Below are 18,306 nucleotides of genomic sequence, written 5' to 3'. Positions count from 1 at the left end.
CTATTAACGTTGGGTGGCTACACAGTAGTAAGCACCAGCGCAGGAAAGGATACTAATCATGGGTATTTTCAGTGGTGGACACACATTAGAGTTAATCGTTGTCGTTGTAGTAGCCCTTCTCGTATTCGGGCCAAAGAAGCTGCCAGAAATGGGTTCCGCCATCGGTAAGAGCATCAAAGAATTCAAAAATGGCGTCAACGAAATCACCAAGCCCAAAGAAGAGAAAGAAATAGAGACCCAGCAGTCTGCCACCGAGTCTGCTCGCCTGGAACTCGAAGCCATTGAGCGCGAACTGGCCGCCAAAAAAGCTGCCCTGGCCGCACAAGAGACGGCACAGCCTGAGGTAAAGACAACCCCGACCGTTGACTAATCAAAACCGCTGACACTAGTATAGGGGGATCTCATGGCTACCAGTGATCTAGACCAGCAAGGTCTGCTTAACCTGGGGGGCGACAATTCACCGGAAGACGATGACGAGAACGATTCCTCCGCGATGTCACTGATAGATCATCTTGAAGAGCTCCGCTGGCGCATCTTTAAATGTTTGATCGCAGTGGCTGTCGGAGTGGTGATCGCGTTCATTTTCCGCAACCAGCTTATCCATATTCTGGACGCACCATTACCGCTCAGCGCAAATAACGTCGGAGGAAATCACGGACTGACAATGACAGGCCTGGGAGAAGGCTTTACGGTGACGATTAAGATCGCCATCGTCTTCGGGATCGTCTTCGCCTTACCGGTGATTCTCTACCAACTCTGGGCCTTTATATCTCCTGGACTCTATGACCGGGAGAAAAAACATGCGGTCCCATTTATTATGCTGGGATTGGTGCTTTTCGTATTGGGTGTGGCGCTGGGATATTTTATCCTGCAATACCCGGTAAGCTTCCTGGTCAACTTTGGCGCTGAAAACTTTAACGAGTTGATATCAGCGAGCAGCTACTTCTCATTTGTATCGTTATTCTTGCTGATCTTTGGCGCTATCTTTGAGCTACCGCTGGTCCTGACCTTCCTGGCCATGATCGGCATCGTAACCGAGCATTTCTTGAAGAGTAAGCGTGCAGTGGCACACGTGGGTATGTGGGCCGCCTCCACCATTGTTACACCTGGTGGGGACCTGTATAGTCCAATCTTTATTGGCATTTCTCTATCGATTCTGTACGAGTTTAGCATCCTGCTCATCCACTTCGTGGTGAAAAAAGACACTGAAGAGGAAATGGCCTGATAAGTTATAACATAAAAAAGAGGCATTCCACAATTTATGTGGAATGCCTCTTTTTTATGTTATAACTTATCAGGGATTTGAAGATTGGGCCTGGTGTGCCTTCGGCGCTCAAAGGTTTTAAATTCGACCCACACGGGGCGCAGTGCGCCCCGTGTGGGTCGAATTTAAAGGGATGGCACCGGAACTGCGCCCCGTGTGGGTCGAATTTAAAGGGATGGATGTGTCTCTATGTGTTCGGGCCGGGTGGGTGAGGCGGTGGGCTCTTGCCAGCGGCCGTGGCCGAAGCGGGTCCAGAGCAGGGCGAGAGCCAGAGAGTAGAGGACGGTGGTGCTGATGAAGACGGCGAGATAGCCGACGCGAGCGATCAGGAAGCCACCGAGGGAGGCACCAAGCGCCCACATGATCTGGTAGGCGGCCTGGTAGCTGCTGTTAGCCAGGCCACGTCTCTGAGGCGGTACGACCTCCATGGAGAAGACCTGAAGAATGCCTTGCGTCATGTCCATAAAGCCCTGACGCAGGGGATAAAGGGTCGCCGCCAGCGGTAGCGATCCCGTAATACCTATCAAGAGCATGAGGGGGAGACTGATGATCCGAGGAATCACCAGCGCAACTACCTTACCGATGCGTAGGACGAGCCAGGGGGCGAGCAATGTGAGTAAGGCGTTCAATGTATTGGCGGCCGCGTCAATGGCCCCAAATAAGGCTGAGGTCGCCCCTAGCTGCTTTACAAAATATACATTGAAGTAGGGAAGCAACAGACCAGCACCGGCTCCAATTAAGATCTGGATGCCGATCATGACGGTCAAGGGATTGCCCAGCAGTGTTCGCAGCGGCAACCTTCTCCATGCGGACAGGACTGCAAGCCTGTCCCTAAACGTTGTTCCCGATGAAGTAGGACCGGCACGGCGCTCGGGCGGCTCTTCGCGTAGCATGAACAGGGGGATAAAGCTGGGGGCGGCAATGATGCCGGCCACCAGCAAGGAGAGCTGATAGGAGCGGGCCTGCGGCGCCCGGGCAAGCGCCCAATGGAACCAGGAAGGAAGAGGAGCCATCAACCAGGTGCTGGAACGGAACCAGAGCGGTAGGACGCCACCCAGCGCCTCTCCCAGCACGGTCATGATCAGGGTCAAAACGATATTCAAACTGAAGAGGTGAGAGCGCTCGTCGGGAGTGCTGTTGCGGGCCAGAAAAGGAGCATTGACGACCAGGATAAAGGCGCCCCCGATGCCGGCCAGAAAGGCGCTGAGCAGCAAAAAGAATGGGGTGCGCAACAAGATCTGACCGGCCCCGGCAATGCCGACGAGGACGCTGGCCCAGATCATGATCGACTTACCGGTAAAACGGTCGATGCAGAGTCCAGCGGGAAAGATAGCGATACCGGCCCCGATGGTGCCAGCAAAAAGGATCAGTCCGATAAAATCGGTCTGATAGCCCAGCGCGATCAAATAAAGGTTGTAGAGCACCTGCAGAATGCCCAGAGTCATACCACTGAGCGCATTGCTGATAAGATATAAACGGGCGTTTCGCTGGAAACGCCCGAATTGCTGTATATAATGTTGGGTGAGAGACATGCTACCTTCGCGGACGCACGATCTGCTCTTGCACCGGCGCCTCGCTGTGGGGCCCATGGCCCGGCAGCACCTCAGGGCGCTCACTTACCAGGGTCCGATAGCCGGGGCTGGTAAACTGCTGTCCCCCTTCGTTGACAATAGTCTCATCGTCTATTGTCTTGCTTTCCTGCCTATTCAGCAGACCGGGCAGGAAAAACGCTTTAGCCATCGTTTTAGCCTGGATGGTACGCGCGCGGAACTCGATGACCACGTTGGCGACACGATTGGACACCTGATCAACCTTTTGATCAGCCTGGTTGACACGCAGCGGCAACTGGCCCGCGATACGCGCCGGAGCTGGTTTATCTTCCGCAGGAGCAATGCCACGCTCGGCCGCTTTAGAGGTGGTATTCACACTGTCTACAAACGGTCGCAGCATCTTGATCAGCTGAACCTTCTCTTCTAAGAAGGACATGGCAAATCCCATGGCCAGGTTAAACGCCACCGTAATAACGATAAAGACCAGGGCGAACAGACAGATCACCAGGGCGGCGATCTGCCCTATCATGGCCAGAACAGGATCTACAGCTAAAACCATAGTGGTAGCTGCCATTATTCACCTCCTCTATCCACAGCCGCATTTGCCGCCGCCATTGCCTCCATCTGCTGTTTACGACGCTCTTCCGCACGACTACGGGCATGCCCCTTGCCCAGGAATACACGTCCCATCTCCTGAGCGGCAACAACAGCCGCCACCGCGCGCACGCTGGGACCCAGCGCCAGTTCAGAGGTAAATTTCGTCGCGGTGCCAATCGTCGATACCGTATTGCCGGCCGTACGGGCCGTATCCTTCATGATGCCAACCGTTTCATTGACGGAACCGATTAATGGCCTCATTTCCTCGCGCACAGTCTTGATCGAGCGCACAAGCTGAAACACCGAATAGATCTGATAGACGGTACCAGCGATAAGCAAGATTGCCAGGACGATCAAAACTATATAGAGCAGTTCCAGCAGCTTACCAAAGATAGCAGCCAGCAATACACCGCCCACGAGAATGATCGCTAACACGATACCGGTGATAATAGCGAACCGTTTCGCCTTTTGCATAGCGTCCCTCCCAATACAATAGTAAATTAATGCTGTTCCATTATAACGCACGGGCATGCATGCTTGTAGTTATCGCAAGGCTCAACTCTTCAAACATATATGGTTATGATGAGATAAGCTCATAAAAACATAGGAATAGGTGTAACCCATACGCCCGGCGAGACATCGGATGATAATCCTTTATACTCTTATACCCTTCCCTCTTAATACGCAAGACCAGGACATTACGGCGACAAACTGTTACATAATAGAATATGTGTGACTTCTGTCATTGTGGGGCCACGTGCGCGCCCCCGCACGCGCGTCCGCGCAGCGAACGCGCTGGTTTGTTGAGTTGGTGCAGCGGGTGCGCGCATGTGCGCACCCGCTGCACCAACTCAACATTGACCTGCCAGCAGTGTCAGTGCTCACAAATCCATTTGTAGTGGTGTCTAGGGGCGCATCCGCGCACTCATTGCATAACTCAACATTAACCTGTCAAAATGTCGGTGCTCACAAATCCATTGTGTGGTGGTGCGCACGTAACCCCAACATGGCGGAAGTAAGACGCTTTTTAGAATGTGTTTTATTCGCATGATCATCGCCCACGGTCTGCATGTGTTTTAGCACCTATGATGCTCACAAGTCCTTGGGGTGTTGGTACAGCAGGGGCGCTTTCGCGCCCCTGCTGTACCAACACCCCAAAACAGCGCGGCCGCGCAGCGGACGCCCGTGTGGGGGCGCTCACGTGTCCCCGCAATGACGGGAGTCAAACACATTCTTACACAACCTTGGGAATTTATAGTCTGGATGGGATAAAGGTAGCCTGGCGTACCTATTCTATCAGCTATTACGTAACAGAGACAGCAGAGTAATGAGTCAGGGACATTCTGGTATATATATATAATTAACTTAAAAGAGCCATACCATAAAGGAGAGCTTACTCGATGAGTCCAATACTCGCCGACCTCGTCATTTTTACGTTCGCGCTGGGCGGGGCACACTTTTTGTTGAGCGCAGGCCAGATTCTATGCTGGTTCCTCGCGCTGGCAATAGGAATACTCGCGCGCCTGGTCTTTGGGCGTCGCGTCCCCTTTGGAATCTTCAGTACCGTCGTGATCGCGCTGGCGGGTATCTGGTTCGCCACCGATGTCGTACTGGTCAACATTTCAAAGGAGATCTTTCTCTATGATGTCCCGCTGCTGAAAGCCTGTGCTTCAGCCGTCGTATTTGAGTTGTTGTGGTACCTGGCCTCCTATCGGAGCTATCGCAACTGGACACGCCGCCGCCGTCTATATACAACCCCAGCCACCCCGGTGCAAGAGCAATAAGCATACCGGTAAACCAGTCGGTACCGGAACAGCGTAATGATAGTGCTGATTCTGGAGGGACCCGATGAAACAACAGATGGACGCCTTGCCGTAAAGGAGATGGAAGCTATCACCATCTCCTTTAACTCATGTGTGATATAATAGCGGCGGCTTGTTTATGTCATTTTTTTACTTTGTCGAGGCTTCATCTGTGGACATCTCATTAACCTTTACCATCAGTGCATTTGTGACCTTTTTTACCGTGATTGATCCAGTCGGGCTGGCCCCGGTCGTGGTAGGGCTTACCTCACATTTTACGAATGCGCAGCGCAATGCAATTGTCGCGCGCGCCACCTTAATCAGCGCTGGCATCATCCTTTTCTTCGCGCTCGTCGGACGTTATCTGCTCGATCGGTTGGGGATTGAGCTGTACGCCTTTAATATAGCGGGCGGCGCCCTGCTGTTTCTGGTCGCCGTTGACATGCTCTTTGGTCGTCAGTCGGGGACACGTGAAACCAAGGCCGAAGAAGAAGAGGCCATGACGCGCGAAGACATCAGCGTCTTTCCTCTAGCTATCCCGATGATCGCCGGACCCGGCACCATCGCCACCACTATTCTCTACGTCGGACAGGCCGCTCCCCATCCTATCAGCTTGATCTCGGTGGCCGCCGCCATTATCAGCGCCCTCTTTCTGGCCTGGCTGGCGATGCGCAGCTGCACCTGGATTATCAAGCGCGTGGGTAAAACCGGCATCCTGGTATTATCACGTATCCTGGGTATTCTGCTGGCGGCGCTGGCGATCCAATTCATGCTCAATGGCATCGCCACCTATATTCATACGGGTGGATTTATCAGATAAATGCCGGCTCAATCCAGTGTCGATCGCATAATCCATGGTCTCGACCTGCGACCTTACACGCTGTAGTACGTAGTACATACAAAGAACTATCATACCAACTATACTGAGAGAAGAAGACAGGTACAAGGTCTTATGAGCAGAGCGTTGTTGAAACGAGGTGTACGTGAATAATCCTCAGCTGATTGATGGTGTGGCGACGCGTACAGCGCGTGCCAGACAGAGTTACCGGGCGGCGCTTTCCTACTATCGCACCCGCGCGCCGCTGGCACGCATCAGCTGGGGAACCTGGCTTATTGTGATTGGCTCAAGCTTGATCTGGTGTTTCACGGCAACCCAGGTCGCCCAGGCGATGGGCGCCCACAGCCTGGGCGCCATCCTTAACCATATGCTCAATAACGCCATTAATACGCAGCCCGGCAGCGACGAAGCCCTGACGACAGTGCTGATCCGTTATGGAGCCAAAGAGAATGATCTGATCCTGCAGGGGCAGTACTGGCGTTTTCTAACACCACTCTTTCTGCATGCCAACCTGTTACATGTAGGACTGAATATGCTGAACCTGGTCGTGTTGGGCACGTTTCTAGAGCGCCTGGTCGGTCATCTGCGTTTCTTGTTAATCTACGTAATCACAGGTATTATCAGTATTATCGCTAGCTTTGTATTCGCGCCAGATGTCATCAGCGTGGGCGCATCAGGCGCAATCTTTGGACTGGTGGGGGCTTATAGCATCTTTGTGCTGGTCCACCGGCGCGCCTTTCCAAGGGGAGGGCTGATGGCGCTGCTCTGGCTGGTCTTTATCATCGGGATTAATCTGGGCTTCGGTTTTATGATAGCCAATGTGGATAATAACGCGCACCTGGGCGGGTTCATCAGTGGCTGCCTGTTAGGTTGGTGGTTCACACCGCTCTATCGACCGGCCGCAGAACAGATATTGCTCGATACACATCGTCTATCTCGCCAATGGCCCTTGGCACTTTTGACAATTTTAGGTACACTACTACTTGCTATTTTAGCTTTACATTTGGGACACTAATCGTTATGCGCCAGCCATATCCGGCGTGAGCGATGGCATATTGGGAGGAAATCTCGTGGAAGCACAAACGGAACTCCAAAACTATCTAGAACAGGGGAGGCTGGCGCTGGCGCAGGGCAATGGCAGAGAGGCGGCCATCGCCTACGCGCATGGAGCTCAGCTGGAAACCGCTAATCCGCAGGTGCACCTGGGCCTGGCCGAGGCCAATCTGGCCCTGGGCAATTACGGGGTGGTGCAGATGGCCTGTCGCCGTGTACAAGAACTGCAGCCGGAAGGTGGCGCGGAGGGCTGGACCGCCCAGGCGTTGATGGAGCTGCTGGATCGTCGCTATGATCGCGCGCTACAGAGCACCGATAAGGCCATCGAGAGCGATCCGGGGATTGGCTACCTGCATGCCCTACGCTCCTACCTGCTGCGCGCCAGTGGACAGGATTATGACGCCAATCTGGCACGCGCACGCGCGACGCGCCTCTCATACGGGGGCCGCTTTGAAAACTGCTTCCCTCCTCTAGAAAATCAAAAGCCCAGCGCTCAACCGACCAGCAGTTATCCCGGCGCAAGCAGCACAGGCACGGACCAGCCGAACGCCGAGGAGAGTGGCAGTCGCCAGCGCATGGCTACGCCAGCCTGGTCGCAACCCAGCCCTATGCGCCGCCAGATGGTGCGTACGCGTTTTACTTTAAGTCAGTATCCAACCCTGGTTACCATGGCCCTGATCGTGATCAACATCCTGATCTACATCTGGATGAAGCTGGATAATGCTGTTTTTGTCTATGGTGCGCAGGTAAATCCGCTGATCACGAACAATGGTGAGTACTGGCGCCTCTTTACCGCTATGTTCCTGCATGATCCGAATAGCATCTACCATATTGCCTTGAACATGCTCTCGCTCTACTTTGTGGGCCGGGGCGCCGAGATCATTTATGGCAAGTGGCGCTACCTGATTATCTACCTGGTATCGGGCCTGCTGGGCAGCGTCGCCTTCCTCCTGCTCGACCCCAATGGCATCGCGGTAGGAGCTTCCGGGGCTATCTTTGGCGTCTTTGGCGCCATCGGTATGTTCTACCTGATCAATCGACGCGCCCTGGGTGCGGCTGGAGCCGGGGTCATTGGACAGTGGCTCTTCTGGCTGGTGCTCAACCTGGTTTTCGGCTTTACACCGGGATCGGGCATCGCCGTCTGGGCCCACGTCGGCGGCCTCGTCGGTGGCATGATTCTGGCCTTTATCCTGATGCCCCGCTCACGCCGCGGTCGCATCTTCTTCTAGAACCTTTTTTCCCCAAGAAATAAAAACAAGAAGCAAACAGCGTTAATGCTGCTTGCTTCTTGTTTTCTTAATTACACTAAAAATAGGGAGTCGGGCTTGCAATCTCGCTGTGACCCGGCTGAGTCACATTGATCCTATCAATGTACCGTTACTATCACCACGGCACAAAGACAGGGTGATCCTATCCATGCCCTTTACCCCCCTGCTTGACTCCCTTATTCCTCCTGTTACTCAAATTTACCTTATATCAATATTTACCAGGTGATGATGCTTTTCTAAACATCGCCTTCCCCAACAACCCACCTAGAGATCCAATAATCCCACAGATAAGCATAGTCATGACGGTGCCAAATGCAAGTACCGCACAGGTAATAGGCACTAAAAAGATAAGAAGAAGAAGACTGGAGGCATCTCTAAAATCTATATCCGTAATAAATTTGGGAAGCGTGTGGAAGGCAACAAACTGGAAAAGGTGGACGATCGCCTCATAAACCAGACCGAAAAGCACGGAGAAAAAAGCGGCCCACCTACCAGCCAGACTGGCATGCTTCAAGAGGCCAATTTTTCTAGCAGTAAGCATTCCAGCTATGAAGCAAACTACTAGATATATATCGTTATCTACAAAAGTCATTATGTGCCTGTAGCTATCAAAAGCGTCCAATATAACTATAAAAAAAGTCCCCACCAGTGCTAGCCACAATCCACAGCGAAAAGCGGTCTCACTTTGCCTTTTTGAACGATTTATCATTTCTATAAATAGATTCCACTTCATTAAAATTAGTTGCATAAGATCCTTTCATTTTTATTTTGCTTGTCATAGCTTCAAAGACACAATTACTTATCAAGCTATATATAATAAATTCATTTGCAATTATTTTACATTATTCACAGTATTATTGGCAATGATAGAAGTAAAAACCAGCTTTATGATTTTCTGGCAAAATGCTGCTTAACAGTGTATAAAAAGCTATGCAAAAACGAACAGTCCATATATTTGGAGAAAATACAGATTTAAACACTGCTTGTATGTTTAATTAAGCTCTGCTATAATTTCGGTGGACATCTAAAGAGCCTCGTTTGCTATTTTTCAACTAGAACATTGTACATATCATGAATTCCCCATTCATGGTAGAAAGAGATGTGTTCATTATGAAGGTCAGATCGCATGGAGAGCATTTATTTCAACTCAGTCATCTCGGTTTCGTAAACTGTTACCTGGTTCGTGAAGAGGATGATTTCACGCTGGTCGACACAGCCATGAGCGGCTGCGGCAAATCGATCGTCCAGGCGGCCCAGCAGCTCGGCTCCCCCATCGTTCGTATCTTGCTCACACACGCCCACGTTGATCATGTCGGCGCGCTCGATGAGCTTCATGAACTGCTACCAGACGCGAAAGTGTTGATCACCAGCCGTAGCGCGCGTTTTCTGGCTGGCGATATGAGCCTGGATCCGGATGAGCCGCAGGATAAATTGCGTGGGGGCTGGCCGCCCTGCAAGACCCGTCCCTCGCGCGTGCTCGAAGAGGGCGACTACGTGGGATCACTCAGGGTGATCGCGACGCCTGGGCATACACCTGGACACGCCTCATTCATCGATACGCGCGATAAGACCTTGATAGCAGGCGATGCCTTTCAAACACTGGGTGGTGTAGCCGTTTCAGGCAAGCTGCAGCCACTCTTCCCTCTCCCCGCCCTGGCTACCTGGCATAAGCCTACCAGTCTGGAGAGCGCGCGCAAGCTGCGAACCCTGGAACCAACTCGTCTCGCCGTGGGACACGGTCGCGTTCTAGAACGGCCACTGGCCGCGATGGATCGCGCGATCGACGCACTGACCAGAGAACTGGCCCGTAAAGCACAAAGATAGGGGCATGCATACACATGTTTTTTATCGGGCTCATCGCTCAGGTCATCCTTGGTCTCTTTTTTGCGCCCGAAGGCGTAATTAAGTGGACCCATATTGGACCCTCCACGGCGCGCTTTGAGCATTTTCGCTATCCGCACTGGTTCCGCTATCTAACGGGTGTGTGCGAGTTCCTGGCTGGCATTGGCCTGCTGATAGGCATCTGGTTTCCGCTACTGGCGGTACTGGCGGCCCTGCTCCTATGTATCATCATGCTAGGTGCTCTCTACTCGCATAGAGTTCGAGGCAAAGATCCACTCTCCGATCTGCTGCCAGCCACAGTATTTCTTGTCCTGGCTTGCATAGTGCTTATTGCCCACGTGAGATATATCCCTGCGCTCATCGGAGGACAGTAAACAAAAAAGATGCCGCTGATGTATGTGCAGCGACATCTTTTTTTGCCAGAATTATTGATTATATTCGGAGTTGCGGATGATGCGCATAGCCTCTTCCAGGATGTCCGGGGTGTTGGGATCGTCGGGCTGGAAGACACCGAGCTGATCTTTGTCAGGCAGCATCTCCTCGATCTCGTCTTCGGTGACGCCGGTCATCTCTTCATAGGCGATTTCGGCCCCGTCTTCGAGTTCGTCGAGGATGGCATTCAGATCGCTGAGGCCACGGAAGGCAACTCTGACCTGCTTGCCATCGGGACTTTCGTAGACGTCGTTTAGTTCCGCACCTTTGGCCAGTGCTTTGCGATAAGCCTCCTCCGGGGAGTCCGCGCGGATCAGCACCAGGTTGTTGTGAACCACGTTCTCGCTCTCACCTTCGATCTTAATCTCTTCTACCAGTTCGGCCAGATACCATTTTACATTGTCGGGGATGTTCGCCATGAGGAGGCTCCTCTCTATCTCGTACCTTGTACATAGCCCAGCATCTACGCGATCGTTCATGCCCCTTTTAAGCAAGCGGCAACGCAAGCATTCTAACACGAACATAACGACAAGTATACAATCTGGGCGCACCAGATTGCGAAATATACCGGTCAGCAGGTATGATCTTCGGCGATCAGTTGGGCAACGATCTTGCCAGACAACATCACCAGGGGGACCCCACCGCCTGGATGGGTGCTGCCGCCTACGAAATAGAGTCCCTTGATGTGCGCAGCCCGGTTGCCCGGTCGCGTAAAGGGGGCCATGCGGTCATTCGAGGAGAGTCCATAGATGGAGCCAGCATTGGATCCGTAGTTGCGCTGAAAGTCCTCGGGCGTCAGCATATGTTCATAAACAAGGTGCTCACGGAGGTCGCCCAGGTCGATCTGGGGATAGCGGGCCAGCGTATCCAGGACCCGGTCGCGGTACGCCGCTGCGTCGCGCCGCCAGTTCGCATGGTCGGTCAGATAAGGGGCGTTGACCAGGATAAACAGGTTTTCATGGCCTGCCGGAGCCTGGCTGGCATCGGTACGCGTGGTGGCGCAGATATAGATAGTGGGATCATGCTGGGGAACTTTGCGCTCAAACAGATCGGCGAACTCGGCTGGATAATCGTCAGAGAAGAAGATGTTGTGGTGGGACAGGGCTGGATATTGCTTGCGCGTGCCCAGCAAGAGCACAAAACCGGAACTGGATGGCTCTAACCGCTCCAGGCGCCGGGTATAGCTCGGCTGGCGTATGGATGGCGAGAGCAGTTCGCGATACGTCGTCACCACGTCGCTATTGGCCACCACCAGGTCGCCACGCAAGACGCGTCCATCGTCCAGGACAACGCCTCTGGCCTTGCCGCGCTCGACCAGGATACGGCGCACCTCACAACCGGTCTGAATGCTCACCCCCAGTTCTCGGGCCAGGCGCTCCAGCGCCCGCGCCAGCGCGTAGATACCACCGCGCGGATACCAGCCACCATCGGCCATCTCTACATAGGGGATAATGCTATACACCGAGGCCACCTGGTAGGGTGACGAACCATTGTAGGTGGCGTAGCGATCAAATAGCTGACGAATATGGGCATCCTCAAAGAAGGTGTTGATATGTCGGTCCAGAGTCGTGGGAGAGAGTGCGGTCAGCACAGCTTTGAGGCGTTCGGGCAGTTGACCCTGCTGCTCCTCTGGCATGCCGGGATGTCCCCTCAGCACGAAGTGCAGAAAGGTCTGCACCACATCCAGTGGACTCCCCAGGCTGTTATAGAGGAAAGGATCGGCCGAGGCCGCGAAGAGTGTACGGGCGGACTCGAAGAAGCGCTGGAAGGACTCGCCGTCGTGCTGGCTGAAGCGGGCGATCTCCTGGGCGAAGCGCTGTCGATCGCGCCAGGCATGCAGGATAGCGCCATCGCGATAGAAATAGCGACACGTCTCCTCCAGGGGCTGCAGATCCAGGTAATCCTCCAGGCGACGGCCAGCTGCTTCAAACAGCTCGCGCAGCACATAGGGCATCGTAATCAGCGAGGGTCCGGTATCAAAGCTGAAGCCATCCTGCTCAATCAGGTTTAACTTACCACCCACGCGCGGCTGGCGTTCCAGCAGCGAAACCGCGTGTCCTTGAGCGGCCAGGTGGATGGCCGCCGACAGCCCACCAATACCCGCCCCCACAATTAAGATCTTTTTATATACAGACATCCTTATACCTCGCTATAATACTCTCAAAGAAGATGTTAGCATTATCCCCGATGGGTAAGGAGATAGTCATAAATGATACCTGCTCGTAAGTTCACGCCGGGCGAGCAACTGGTCTGGCTATTAATACATACATCGCTGCGCGGGCACTTTGACCGGATCTTTTTTCGCATGCATGAGCCACTGACAGAAGAACAACGCCGGCTCCCCATCATTATCTGCGCCAACCATTCCAGCTGGTGGGACGGCTATGTGGCGGCCCTCGTCGAACGGCACCTGAAGCTGGACGGCTATCTGATGATGGAGGAAGCACAGCTCAAACGCTATTTCTTTTTCCGCTGGATCGGCTGCTTCTCGGTTGATCGCCACAACGCACGCTCGGCCATACAGACCGTCAACTACGCCGGCAAGCTACTCAAGCGGCGACGGGGACGCATGGTCTGGCTCTTCCCACAGGGCGAGATCTCCCCTAATGACTACCGGCCGCTCACCTTTTTCAGTGGCGCGGCCCACATCGCCAGACTGGCGGCGCCCGCGCTGGTCTATCCAGCCGCCATTCGCATCGAATACCTGGCCGAGCAGCGACCCGACCTCTACATCAGCCTGGGCGAACCGCTGAAGATAGGTGAAGATGAACTGCAGACGCGCGGCTTCTTAAAGCACTACACCGCATGTCTACAGGAAAAAGTCACCGCTGAACTGGATCAGTTGCGCGCTGATGTCATACACGGCAACTATAGCGACTTTACCCAGATCATGCACGGTCGAGCATCAACTAACAGACTGTTTGACGCAGCACTCCTGCGCAAACAAATACAGCATCAATAGAGGCCATCATGATCCTTTTCGAGCATTTTATCGTATCCATTGTTATCCCGGCCCTGCTCGGTATACTCTTATTTATTTTACTGGTCAACTTCAGCATCCTGCTGGTCAACCTATGTACGTTTACGCGTCTGCGCATCCCCCAGGATACCGCCATGCAGAGCGAGGAACCGCTGGTGTCGATTCTGATTCCAGCCCGCAACGAGGAGGCGAATATAGAGACGTGCGTGCGCTCACTGCTCGCTCAGCGCTATCAGCAGCTCGAAATTCTGGCGCTGGACGACCAGAGCAGCGACCGAACGGCGGAGATCGTACAGGGTCTGATCGATGAGCTCCCACCCCATCAGGCTGGTCGTCTGCGCCTGCTACGGGGTGGCGATCTTCCACCGGGATGGGTAGGCAAGAACTTCGCCTGCCAGAAGCTGGCCCAACAGGCACGGGGAGAATATATCCTCTTCACAGATGCCGATACCATCCATCAGCCGGACATGGTGAAGGCGGCAATTGGACAGATGCGGCGCCTGGGGGTGCAACTGCTGACGGCGCAGCCAGCGCAGATACTGAGCAGTCCGGGCGAACAGTTGATCATCCCCTTGCTCAACTTTACGATCATGACCCTGCTCCCGGTAGCCTTGATCTACCGGCGTCCCGAGCCCAGCCTGGCGACCGGCAACGGACAGATGCTCTGCTTCCAGCGCGGCGCTTACGAAAAGATCGGCGGACATGCCTCGGTCAAAGGACGTATTCTAGAGGATGTCCTGCTGGCGCGCGCCATCAAGGCGGCCGGCTATCGCATGTCCTATGCCGACGCACAGGAGCAGATCCAGTGCCGCATGTATCACTCATTCGCTGAGGTCTGGTCGGGCTTCTCGAAAAATCTGTTCGCCTTCTACAACTATTCGCTACCGTTCGCCCTGGGAGCCCTGATGCTCAATCTGCTGCTCTTTATCGCGCCTCCGCTCGTCCTCATCGCTGGCCTGCTGCTGATGGTGAGTCCACTCATCATCGTCCTGGCGCTGTTGACCACGCTGCTGCCCATCATCATGCGCGTGCTGCTGGCACTGCGCTTCCATCAGAGGGAGCGGGGACAAGCTCTGCTGTTCAGCCTGCTCCACGCCCTCTCGATCATCATTGAATGCCTGATTCTGCTCAACGCGATCCGCTGGCACCATCGCAAAGCGGGCACCTCGTGGAAGGGACGATCTTATCCGACTAATCGGGGACAGGCTCCGTACGCACGGAACGCCCGAGGAGGAGGATGAACAGGCCCGCGCCGAGGGCACAGGCGGAGCCGAGATAATAGCCATGGGTGAGATCAACAAGGCCAAACATAAACAGGCTGCAGCTAAAGAGGATGCAGGGGGTCAGCATTGCCAATCGCTCAACTCTTCCCATCTTCCGCCCACTCGCCCGGTCCACCTGTTCGTGTTGAGAAAACCGTAGAATATTTCTCCCTTTTTGCAATATCACATTCACCACGACCACCAGCACGAACGCGACTACAAACCATGCCACAAAATTCATCGACGGCACCCCATAGTAGTCCATTGGGCTACGCTCTTTCCACTGCCAGTACAACACAACATGAGCCGCTACAGGTTCAATCGCCAGATCCAAAAGTGTCGCCAGTATCGCGACAGACAATGCCTCCCCTACCCTTATGCCACGTTTAAAAGGCAAGCGGCGTTTCACAATACCATAGCCACCCAAAACAATCAGTATCCAGGCAAACATAACGGCCAGCGGCACCCCACCAGGCAGACGCGGAAATAAGACGGGGGTGTAGTGATAGACGCCAAAAGGGAAGCCAGTGTTGACGCCCAGCGTCTCCACCAGGTAAGAAAGCACGATGATAGCGATACCCGCGCCAAGAGCGGGCAGCGGACCATAGCAAAGCATAACGGCCAGCAGCAGAATGCTGCCCTCTAAAAAGAGCAGGAAGCTACCGGCCCAGTCCAGGGAAAAAGGGGGCTTGACGTCAAAGGCCACGCCAATGACCGCAAAAGGATAGCAAAAAACAAAGAGCCCTATTAGTATCACAAATAGGGCTCGCAAACCAGTCGAGTTACGCTTCACAATCGCCTCATTCTATCGCCGCAATAACATTAGCATACGCCCCGGTTGCTATGATGCGGGCAACACTGTGCTGCTGGATATCCAGCGCATAGAGCGCATGATCGGCATAGAAGGTGATGGTGTGATCGTCCAACCAGGCACCGGTCTCCATGTAATGGGCCGTAGAGGTCGCCAGGAGTTGTGGCTTCGCCCCCCCGGCGCCATGCAGGTCAACCGTATACAAGGCATACTGGCGCGGGAAATGCTTCACACTGGAAACAGAAAACTCGGTATAGGCCAGCGTCCGGGCATCGGAACTAAACTGTGGGGTGGACACCCAGCGATACTCCTCGGTATTCTCCAGATCACCTTGCTCGGGCAGGAGCGTCTGCGCCCGATCGAGCTGCGTCTGCGCTCCACCAATAGACGCCACAGACAGGCTATTCGCGTAACTCAGCGACGAAATATCGGCGGGTGCGTTCTCCTCCTGCATGGGAACATAGCCCTGAAAGGTGGAGTAGAGCAGGCTGTTGCCCTGCGGTGCTAGCGCCAGGGGACCCTGCTGGTTGGCGTCGCTCAGGTAAGGCTGCGGCTGCGCCGAGGCGCCCTGGTCAAGATTGAGCTTCCATAGACCATAGCGCGCGCTGCGGTGGTCGCCGCGATCATTGGTAAGCATGAGGGTATGGGTATCGTTATTCGGGAAGGCAAAGGCCCGAAAGCAGGGACACTTGTTGGCAGGCTGCTGATAGACGCGGCTGGTATGATCCAGTGGACCGGCATACAGCGAGATGGTTCCGCTGCCATTCTTTGGCGCGCTACTCCAGGCCAGTGTGCTCCCATCAGAGCTCACTACCATCGAGGTGATCACCTGGTCAGATGGGAGGGAGGCGATCTGCGTCGCGGGCCCGCCCGACAGGTTCACGCGCCAGATGCCGGCGCCGCTATAGAGCAGTTCTTTCCCCGTAGTCACCACGGCCGGCACGGCCCTGTTATAGCTATAGCCAGGCGTCTGCAGGGCATGGGAAGATTTCTCGCCGGTCGCGATGGTATAGATATGATCGGCCTGCTCATAGACCAGCGTACGTCCGGCGGGCAATTGCAGGGAAGAGAGACCATCGCCATTAGGAGCCTGCACAGGAGCGGAAGCGGAGCTTGAGGACTCCGCGTTGGAAGCACTGGTTGTCGCGGGCCAGCCACGCCAGATCTGCCGTCCACTAATGGCGAGCACCACGCACAGCAGGATAAGAAAAAGAGCAACACCGCCTCTGGAGAGAGACATCACCTGCCACGTTCTCTTCTGTGACGTCTCTGGCTCCGATGCCGGTGGATTACTAACATGTGGTTTCAAGATAGCCTCTAGCTCTAAAATACTATAAAGGGGTGCAGGGGCCTCCCTGCCGGGGTGCGGGGTGTCCCCGCAAAACCCCTTTTTCCTTTTACGCGCCGCCTGCGGCGGCGCGAGAGGAGAAAGGAGAGAAGGCGGGGACACCCCGCACCCCGGCAGGAGGGCGGCGAGCCCTCCTGCACCTCCCGATTTAGAGCGCAGAGGGCAGACCCTCTGCTTAATTTGATGCCAATGGGAGATGCCTCTGAATAAAGGCCAGCGTGCGCTCAAACACCTCTTCGCGATCGTGATCCTTCATGATAACGTGGTATGACCGGTGAAACGTTACCAGTTGCTTTTCCTGCGAGCCAATCAAGCGGTAGATGGTTCTCCCATCACGTGCCGGCACAACGTGATCATGAATGGCCGTCATAATCAGAATCGGCGCTGTCACGTTGGGCAACTCAGCCCGTAACAACGGTAAGTATTGTAACATACTTTCAACAGGTGCCATAGGTGTATGGCGATAAACTCCCCTGGCATACCTGCGCCGGGCCTCCTTATCACGTACATCTTCGCGCAGTGTCGGCAGCCAGGGCGTAAAGCGCTTGACCACGCGCACGGCGGCCAGCATGCCCGGATACATGGAGATGGGCGCGCACATGGTCACCACACCGGTCACCTGTTCGGACGCGGCCATATGCAAGCAGAGCGCGCCGCCCAGCGAGTGTCCGACCAGGAAGACATGGTCGCAGCGTTCCCGCAGCTCATGCAGAGCCTCGCGCACCGCCTGCGCCCATTCAGCCCAGCCGATGGGCAGCATATCGCGCACCTCGGTCCCATGGCCGGGCAGCAAGATCAACTCGGCGCACCACCCTTGCTCCTGCAGCAGCGCACCCAGTTCCTCCATATCGCTCTTGCCGCCATTGAGTCCATGCACCAGCAACACACCCACCCGGCCAAAACATGGAGACGCGGCGGCCTGTCCAGCCAGAATCTCAGCCGCGTTCACCACGACAGGACGATGACCTTTATCGCCATCCGGCGAAAATGATTTAGAAGCATCCATTTATCGAATCCCTGCATTGCATGAGTCATATAGGGGCACGTCAACGCCCTCACACGGGCGTCCGCGTGCGCGGCCGCACTGGTTTTAATGTTGGTGCAGCAGGGATGCGCATCCCTGCTGCACCAACATTAAACTGACTGCTGAGCACCATAGGTGTGCAAACACTGGCAGTCCGCAGAAGGCCGCACTCTTTTTTGAGCTAGCGCAGCGGGTGCCTGTGCGGAGGCGCTCACGAGTCCGTTGTAGGTTGGTG

Annotated in this window: 19 protein-coding genes; 10 read left to right on the top strand and 9 right to left on the bottom strand. The window is 54.7% G+C overall.

Features of this window, described 5'->3' with window-relative positions; translation table 11 throughout:
* Positions 1-58: 58 nt before the first annotated feature.
* Both AABA21_RS39520 and tatC read left to right on the top strand, forming a co-directional pair.
* Positions 59-370, top strand: coding sequence for a Sec-independent protein translocase subunit TatA/TatB (locus tag AABA21_RS39520; protein ID WP_420917176.1), 312 nt, complete (start codon positions 59-61; stop codon positions 368-370).
* 33 nt (positions 371-403) lie between these two features.
* A complete protein-coding gene (gene tatC, locus AABA21_RS27425; RefSeq protein WP_338255124.1) occupies positions 404-1,225 on the top strand; it encodes a twin-arginine translocase subunit TatC in 822 nt (273 codons plus the stop codon).
* 206 nt (positions 1,226-1,431) lie between these two features.
* Here the strand turns inward: tatC and AABA21_RS27420 are convergent, their stop codons facing one another.
* Genes AABA21_RS27420 through AABA21_RS27410 form a run of 3 tightly spaced genes read right to left on the bottom strand, consistent with a single transcriptional unit; the run spans position 1,432 to position 3,885 of the window.
* Positions 1,432-2,796 (bottom strand): MFS transporter, encoded by a 1,365-nt coding sequence (locus AABA21_RS27420; RefSeq protein WP_338255123.1) that lies wholly within the window; start codon positions 2,794-2,796, stop codon positions 1,432-1,434.
* A gap of 1 nt (position 2,797) precedes the next feature.
* On the bottom strand, positions 2,798-3,388 hold the full coding sequence (locus AABA21_RS27415) for a hypothetical protein (RefSeq protein ID WP_338255122.1): 591 nt from the start codon (positions 3,386-3,388) through the stop codon (positions 2,798-2,800).
* On the bottom strand, positions 3,388-3,885 hold the full coding sequence (locus AABA21_RS27410) for a hypothetical protein (RefSeq protein WP_338255121.1): 498 nt from the start codon (positions 3,883-3,885) through the stop codon (positions 3,388-3,390). Before AABA21_RS27410 ends, AABA21_RS27415 begins: the two co-directional genes overlap by 1 nt.
* 926 nt (positions 3,886-4,811) lie before the next feature.
* On the opposite strand from AABA21_RS27410, the gene AABA21_RS27405 reads away from it, so the two are divergent.
* The 4 genes from AABA21_RS27405 (at position 4,812) to AABA21_RS27390 (ending at position 8,333) form a co-directional block, all read left to right on the top strand.
* Positions 4,812-5,195: a hypothetical protein gene (locus AABA21_RS27405; RefSeq protein WP_338255120.1), complete on the top strand. Its 384-nt coding sequence runs from the start codon at positions 4,812-4,814 to the stop codon at positions 5,193-5,195.
* A 190-nt stretch (positions 5,196-5,385) separates the two neighbouring features.
* Positions 5,386-6,033 carry a MarC family protein gene (locus AABA21_RS27400; protein ID WP_338255119.1) on the top strand — a complete coding sequence of 216 codons (648 nt, stop codon included), beginning with the start codon at positions 5,386-5,388 and terminating at the stop codon, positions 6,031-6,033.
* Between the two features lie 163 nt (positions 6,034-6,196).
* Positions 6,197-7,066, top strand: coding sequence for a rhomboid family intramembrane serine protease (locus AABA21_RS27395; protein ID WP_338255117.1), 870 nt, complete (start codon positions 6,197-6,199; stop codon positions 7,064-7,066).
* 55 nt (positions 7,067-7,121) lie between these two features.
* On the top strand, positions 7,122-8,333 hold the full coding sequence (locus AABA21_RS27390) for a rhomboid family intramembrane serine protease (protein ID WP_338255115.1): 1,212 nt from the start codon (positions 7,122-7,124) through the stop codon (positions 8,331-8,333).
* A 247-nt stretch (positions 8,334-8,580) separates the two neighbouring features.
* Here the strand turns inward: AABA21_RS27390 and AABA21_RS27385 are convergent, their stop codons facing one another.
* Positions 8,581-9,120, bottom strand: coding sequence for a hypothetical protein (locus AABA21_RS27385; RefSeq protein WP_338255114.1), 540 nt, complete (start codon positions 9,118-9,120; stop codon positions 8,581-8,583).
* Between the two features lie 362 nt (positions 9,121-9,482).
* On the opposite strand from AABA21_RS27385, the gene AABA21_RS27380 reads away from it, so the two are divergent.
* Both AABA21_RS27380 and AABA21_RS27375 read left to right on the top strand, forming a co-directional pair.
* Positions 9,483-10,196: an MBL fold metallo-hydrolase gene (locus AABA21_RS27380; RefSeq protein ID WP_338255113.1), complete on the top strand. Its 714-nt coding sequence runs from the start codon at positions 9,483-9,485 to the stop codon at positions 10,194-10,196.
* Positions 10,197-10,210: 14 nt separating this feature from the next.
* On the top strand, positions 10,211-10,588 hold the full coding sequence (locus AABA21_RS27375; protein ID WP_338255112.1) for a DoxX family protein: 378 nt from the start codon (positions 10,211-10,213) through the stop codon (positions 10,586-10,588).
* Between the two features lie 51 nt (positions 10,589-10,639).
* Here AABA21_RS27375 and AABA21_RS27370 read toward each other — a convergent pair whose 3' ends face one another.
* The gene (locus AABA21_RS27370) at positions 10,640-11,065 is read right to left on the bottom strand and encodes a DUF4288 domain-containing protein (RefSeq protein WP_338255110.1); all 426 of its coding nucleotides are present in this window, start codon (positions 11,063-11,065) and stop codon (positions 10,640-10,642) included.
* A 152-nt stretch (positions 11,066-11,217) separates the two neighbouring features.
* Positions 11,218-12,783 carry a phytoene desaturase family protein gene (locus AABA21_RS27365; RefSeq protein WP_338255109.1) on the bottom strand — a complete coding sequence of 522 codons (1,566 nt, stop codon included), beginning with the start codon at positions 12,781-12,783 and terminating at the stop codon, positions 11,218-11,220.
* A gap of 72 nt (positions 12,784-12,855) precedes the next feature.
* Between AABA21_RS27365 and AABA21_RS27360 the strand changes: the two genes are divergently transcribed.
* Both AABA21_RS27360 and AABA21_RS27355 read left to right on the top strand, forming a co-directional pair.
* A complete protein-coding gene (locus AABA21_RS27360) occupies positions 12,856-13,608 on the top strand; it encodes a lysophospholipid acyltransferase family protein (RefSeq protein WP_338255107.1) in 753 nt (250 codons plus the stop codon).
* A gap of 8 nt (positions 13,609-13,616) precedes the next feature.
* On the top strand, positions 13,617-14,867 hold the full coding sequence (locus AABA21_RS27355) for a glycosyltransferase family 2 protein (RefSeq protein WP_338255106.1): 1,251 nt from the start codon (positions 13,617-13,619) through the stop codon (positions 14,865-14,867).
* On the opposite strand, the gene AABA21_RS27350 is transcribed toward AABA21_RS27355, so the two are convergent.
* The 3 genes from AABA21_RS27350 to AABA21_RS27340 form a co-directional block, all read right to left on the bottom strand.
* Positions 14,818-15,681 (bottom strand): carotenoid biosynthesis protein, encoded by an 864-nt coding sequence (locus AABA21_RS27350; protein ID WP_338255104.1) that lies wholly within the window; start codon positions 15,679-15,681, stop codon positions 14,818-14,820. The genes AABA21_RS27355 and AABA21_RS27350 overlap by 50 nt on opposite strands.
* 7 nt (positions 15,682-15,688) lie before the next feature.
* Positions 15,689-16,939 (bottom strand): TolB-like translocation protein, encoded by a 1,251-nt coding sequence (locus tag AABA21_RS27345; RefSeq protein ID WP_338255103.1) that lies wholly within the window; start codon positions 16,937-16,939, stop codon positions 15,689-15,691.
* Between the two features lie 283 nt (positions 16,940-17,222).
* Positions 17,223-18,053 carry an alpha/beta hydrolase gene (locus AABA21_RS27340; protein WP_338255102.1) on the bottom strand — a complete coding sequence of 277 codons (831 nt, stop codon included), beginning with the start codon at positions 18,051-18,053 and terminating at the stop codon, positions 17,223-17,225.
* Positions 18,054-18,306: the final 253 nt, after the last annotated feature.

Source organism: Dictyobacter halimunensis (assembly GCF_036245075.1).
This window is presented reverse-complemented; position numbering and strand designations above follow the sequence as displayed.